7 protein-coding genes are annotated in these 4826 nt (G+C 59.8%); 2 read left to right on the top strand and 5 right to left on the bottom strand.

Annotated elements, in window-relative coordinates:
• Together ACFFAR_RS24900 and ACFFAR_RS24895 are read right to left on the bottom strand one after the other, a co-directional pair.
• On the bottom strand, positions 1–837 hold an 837-nt coding region (locus ACFFAR_RS24900; protein WP_375508638.1), incomplete at its 3' end, for a saccharopine dehydrogenase NADP-binding domain-containing protein.
• Between the two features lie 148 nt (positions 838–985).
• On the bottom strand, positions 986–1447 hold the full coding sequence (locus ACFFAR_RS24895) for an Lrp/AsnC family transcriptional regulator (protein WP_061999474.1): 462 nt from the start codon (positions 1445–1447) through the stop codon (positions 986–988).
• Between the two features lie 259 nt (positions 1448–1706).
• Here ACFFAR_RS24895 and ACFFAR_RS24890 point away from each other — a divergent pair, with 259 nt between their 5' ends.
• Positions 1707–2234 carry a Spy/CpxP family protein refolding chaperone gene (locus ACFFAR_RS24890; protein WP_075359521.1) on the top strand — a complete coding sequence of 176 codons (528 nt, stop codon included), beginning with the start codon at positions 1707–1709 and terminating at the stop codon, positions 2232–2234.
• 126 nt (positions 2235–2360) lie between these two features.
• Complete coding sequence (locus ACFFAR_RS24885) at positions 2361–2789, top strand: PGDYG domain-containing protein (RefSeq protein WP_061999476.1); 429 nt, start codon at positions 2361–2363, stop codon at positions 2787–2789.
• A gap of 17 nt (positions 2790–2806) precedes the next feature.
• On the opposite strand, the gene ACFFAR_RS24880 is transcribed toward ACFFAR_RS24885, so the two are convergent.
• The 3 genes from ACFFAR_RS24880 to ACFFAR_RS24870 all read right to left on the bottom strand — a co-directional run.
• Complete coding sequence (locus ACFFAR_RS24880) at positions 2807–3175, bottom strand: DUF3022 domain-containing protein (RefSeq protein ID WP_075359523.1); 369 nt, start codon at positions 3173–3175, stop codon at positions 2807–2809.
• A 1-nt stretch (position 3176) separates the two neighbouring features.
• Positions 3177–3995: a YhfC family intramembrane metalloprotease gene (locus ACFFAR_RS24875; protein ID WP_061999478.1), complete on the bottom strand. Its 819-nt coding sequence runs from the start codon at positions 3993–3995 to the stop codon at positions 3177–3179.
• A gap of 36 nt (positions 3996–4031) precedes the next feature.
• Positions 4032–4826: substrate-binding domain-containing protein (locus ACFFAR_RS24870; protein WP_174365497.1), on the bottom strand; the 795-nt coding region annotated here is incomplete at its 5' end.

Genomic DNA, 4826 nt, shown 5'->3' with positions numbered 1-4826 from the left:
CGCGGTGACGAAAACCAGCACCACGTCCTGCACCGTAGCCGGGACGGCACGCCGCAACATCGCCTTCAGTCCGTCACGATCACTCGACATGCGCAAATCGTCGAGCAGGAACTTCATCAGTTCGCGATGCCCCGGATATCGCACCGACTTGTAATCCAGCGTTTCCACCTTGCCCGCCAGCGTTTCGCATAGCGTACCCAGTCCGCCCGATGTATTGAACGCCTCGTACTCGGTGCCATCGAGGGAAAAATGCTCCAGGCCTTCCAGCGGCTGCACCCATTGTGTACTGCCGTCGCGAATGGCTTCGCAGGGCTGACAATATTCGTTGATCAGGCCGTCGATACTCCACGTCAGGTTGTACTTCAATGCGTTCGTCGGGAATTCGGGCAATGCGCCGACGCGCATCTTGACCTCGCGCAACTCGGTGAACCGCTGCGCGAGCTCATTCGCAACAATGCCGATAAAACCCGGCGCCAGGCCGCACTGCGGCATGAATGCATGCGTGGACTCTTCGGCGATTGCGCGGATTGCATGGGTGGCGCGCACGTCTTCGGTCAGGTCGAAGTAATGCACCCCGGCCGCCTTCGCAGCCGTGGCAACAGTTACGGCAAGGTAATAAGGCATGGCGTTGATGAGCGCATCGAAACCTTGCAGGGCGAGGCGCAACGCATTGGCATCGGCGGAATCGACGCGCCGGGTCGGGATGTCCTGCGCTTCGAGCAGGCTGAGCGCGTGGGCGTCTCGGTCGAAAACGACGACTTCATAGTCGCCGGTTTCACGCAGCATCCGGGCGATGCTCTGGCCAATCAGGCCGGCGCCGATGAGGGCTATTTTCATGTTCATCTCCTTGATGGGCGTCTCGGGGCAAATCCGTGGACACCAGTTTAGGAGCGCATGAATATTGATAAAAGACACAAAAAGATGCGATTCGACATCCAATTTCGAAATTTTGACGATCTTTCGATACAAAACGTCAACGTGTCGTTCAATTCATGCCACCTCGGTCCACCTTGCGCGCAAGAATGATGGACGTGGTGGTGCGCTCGACGCCCTCAAGACCGCCGATTTCATCGAGCAGGTCGTTGAGTCTGTCAGGCGAATCGGCCCGCAGCCACGCAACGTAGTCAAACTCGCCGCTGACCGCGCAAAGCAGTTGCATCTCGGGCATCCTGGCGAAGCGCTTTTGCACGTCGCGGCCGTACTTCGGCGCGAGTTTGATGCCAACGTATGCCTGGATGCTCGCGTCGAGCACGTCTTGTCCGAGCCGCACGCCATAACCCGCAATCACGCCGGTCTTTTCGAGCCGCGCGAGCCTGGCAATCACTGTAGTGCGTGCGATGCCAAGCTGGCGCGCGAGTTCCGACACGCTCTCGCGTGCGTTCACCTGCAATGAAGCAACAAGGTTGCGGTCGATATCGTCAAGTTGATCGAGACGCGGCGGTCGCATGGAACAATTTCCTTTTGTTATTACAACGCGTTAGGGCTTCCAGGTATTAAAGCATGAGGCTCAACCTGCGCACGATGCATCAGGTTGGTTAAACTCCGTGGTCTCGCGCGAATTTTTCGCAGTCGTATCGGTTGTAAGCAGTTGTGGCAACCAAAGCAGAGCCGCGCGCTAACGTGATATTAATAGCGCGTTGCCAAGCAGCACATGCGGTATTTGTGTGTATCGCTTGCCCCTTCTTAATGGACCCAAGGTGTCACCCATGAAAAAAACACTCGTTGCACTGGCCGCCTCGCTCGCTCTTTCGACCGCATTTGCACAGTCTTCCGCGCCGGCCGCCTCGCCTGCGGGAGCGTCTGCGCCTGAATCGGCGCGCGGTCAGGCACGCGAAGCACGCGTCGAGCAACGCATTGCCGATCTGCACAGCAAGCTCAAGATCACTTCGGCACAGGAAGATCAATGGAACAAGTTCGCCGATGTCATGCGTGAGAACGGCCACACCATTGGTGAGTTGTATCGCCAGCGTATCGCGCTCGGGACGAACACCACGGCGGTCGACGACATGAAGCAGTACGCGCAGATCACGCAAGCGCAAGCCGACGGCACGAAGCGCCTCGTCGATGCATTCGAGCCGCTTTACTCGAGCCTTTCGCCGGAACAGAAGAAGCTCGCCGACGCCAGCTTCCATCAAACAGCGCGTCGCGGCGAGCACAAGGGCCGCCGCGCACCGCGCAGCAAGGCGACGCCGGACAGCATCGCGCCGGACGCAGCGTCTTCAACCAAGCCGTAAGTTGGAGAAACAAGCGCTTGTATCAGGTTACCGGTGCAAGCGCTTTTTGTTTTTGTTGTGTGCGAACTGCAAGGCTTGGCGTTACGATTCCGTTCTCCAAAGCTTCCGCCTCTCCCGGCACCGTACATGACATCGATTACCCACCTTGACCTGACTGCCGACTCCGCCACCCAACGCGTGGTGAAGGACGAAGCCGTCCATGTCCAGTTCGCGCATGAACCGGGCTCGCTGATGAGTCTGGAAGGTCCGAACCGCTATGAAACCGGCGATGCGCTGATCACCGGCGCGACGGGTGAACGCTGGGTGGTTTCGCGAGATCGTTTCAATGCGAAATACCTTCCGCACGATGGCGTCGAGCACGGCGACGCGGGCGTGTATCGAAACATTCCGGTTGTCGTGCTTGCGAAACAAATGCACGAGTCGTTTTCAATCGCGAGATCGGAAGCCGGCGATGTATTGCACGGCGTGGCAGGCGACTGGGTCATGCAGTACGCGCCGGGCGACTACGGTGTAGTCAAAGCAGCGCGTTTCGCGAAGGTTTATAAGCCGGCTTAAGCAATCAAACCTCCGGGTCACGCGAAATCGTCGCCCATGTCGATCTCCACGTTACGCGGCACTGTTTCCCCGTTCGCGTACATCTCTTCAAGCGCGCCCAGTTCCGTTTCCACATACGCCCGCAGCACCGCGTAACTGCGCGCGTGCATGCGCGGCGGCATCGCCCGATAACGCGCGAGCGCGGCGGGATCGAAGCGGATGTCGATGGCAATGCGGCGCGCCGTTGTCCCGAAACGCATCGCGATGTAATGGACGACGAGCGAAAGCCGGCCATCGTCGCCGGGGCGTTCAACGAATTGCGTCTGTTCCGGGAACAGGTCGCTGATCACGCGCGCCAGGATTTCGATGTCGGCGCTCGGACATTCGAACTGATATTCGTCGCTCATCTCAGACTCCGTTCTTCGCTCGCGCCGCACGGTCGGACGCAACCCTCACGCCGATAAAATACCGGCGCAACGCACGCATCACGATCAGGCCGAACACGAGATACACGGCGTCTGCCGCGAGCAGCGGGATCAAGCGCGCCTGATACAGCGCAATAGGCAACGCAATCAGCGCATGCGCCACGATCATGAACGGCAGCGTGAAGCGGAAACGCTCGCGCAACATGTGCCACATCACAACAGAAAAGCCGATCTGGAACACGAACGCCGCAGCGCGTTCGACCAGGAACAGTCCCGCGGATTCAGGCGTCAGGCTGCCCAGCACCATATGCAAGCGCAGCAGCGATTCTGCGGGAACACTGGTGAAATATTGATCGAGCATGTTGCGATCGGCGAGCGTGGCATACAAAAGCCATTGAAGCTGAACCAGCACGCCGACCAGCCACGCTTCCGCGCCACCATGTCCGATTCCGTAACCCAGCGCCGTCCCCGGCTTTTGCAGCGACGCAGGATCGCGCCGGATCAGCCATTTCATGCCGGCGAAGCGGCCCACTTCTTCGCAGATACCAGTAGCCAGCGCGCCATAGATCACGAACAACGCGGGGTTCATCAACAAGCCCACGGTCGTCGCATTGCTCAGCATCAGGCCATGCAGGCCCCGTTCGATGACCATCGAAAAAAGCGCGAATACCGCAATCCCGACGATCACATCGCGCCGCCCGAACCCGTACTGCGGCCGCATTTTCCGGTAGAGCCAGAAAGGCAAGGCCGCAATCAGCAGCGTTGCAAGCGTGAGGCAAACCAGCGTCAATACACTTACCATGAATCAATATCCTCAAAAACCATGTTCGGCCAGATGCTAGATGTTGCCCGCAAGCGTTGACGTGCGCACGACCAGTTCGCCCGGCAGCAGGCATTCGCGCGGCGCCATGACCGCGCCCTCGATGCGCTCGTGCAGGAATTCGACGGCGCGCTCCCCTATGGTATAGGTCGGCTGGCGCACAGTCGTCATTCCGGCTAGTTCGGCCCACTCGGAATCATCGATACACATCAGCGCCACGTGCCGCTGCCACGCGGCGCCATGGCGCTCTTTCATATGCAGCGCGACGCGCAACGCAACCGGCGCGTTCGCCGCGAACAACGCAATGCGGCGGTTGAGTTGCCGGTTCTCGCCGATACGGGTATCGATTCCGGCAAGCGCCTCGGCCGCCAGTTTGTCATCATCCAGGTCGAGCACGACTGTCGCGCCCGACACTCCAAGGGCGCCGATAGTGTCACGAAACGCCGTCTCGCGCACGCGGCGCGAACTCACATGCGTGAAAGGCTGCACCACAAATACGAGTTCATCGAAGCCCTGCTCGTCCAGATGGCGGATCGCTGCCGCGACCGCCGCGGTGTTGTCGAGGCCGACCATGTCGGTCACCAGGCCATCGATCGAACGATCGACCAGCACTACCGGCACCCCGCCGCTTGCGAGCGTTTCCAGCGTCTCCTCCTTCACGCCGAGCGCATTCACGATCACGCCTTCCACGCGATACGTACTCAGCAATTGCAAGTACCGCCGTTCGAGATCCACCTCGTTGGCCGCGTGGCAGATCAGCGGCATATACCCGAAAGCGTGGCACGCCGCCTCGACGCCCTGCAGCACTTCCAC

The organism is uncultured Caballeronia sp. (genome assembly GCF_964243625.1).
In the GTDB taxonomy this organism is placed as follows: domain Bacteria; phylum Pseudomonadota; class Gammaproteobacteria; order Burkholderiales; family Burkholderiaceae; genus Caballeronia.
Note: the sequence above shows the minus strand (reverse complement) of the source record. Positions and strands in the feature narration are given on the sequence as shown.

Coding starts and splice junctions, on each gene's coding strand:
- ACFFAR_RS24895 (WP_061999474.1), bottom strand. CDS start 1,447: ATGCGACCGCCGCGTCTCGATCAACTTGACGATATCGACCGCAACCTT.
- ACFFAR_RS24890 (WP_075359521.1), top strand. CDS start 1,707: ATGAAAAAAACACTCGTTGCACTGGCCGCCTCGCTCGCTCTTTCGACC.
- ACFFAR_RS24885 (WP_061999476.1), top strand. CDS start 2,361: ATGACATCGATTACCCACCTTGACCTGACTGCCGACTCCGCCACCCAA.
- ACFFAR_RS24880 (WP_075359523.1), bottom strand. CDS start 3,175: ATGAGCGACGAATATCAGTTCGAATGTCCGAGCGCCGACATCGAAATC.
- ACFFAR_RS24875 (WP_061999478.1), bottom strand. CDS start 3,995: ATGGTAAGTGTATTGACGCTGGTTTGCCTCACGCTTGCAACGCTGCTG.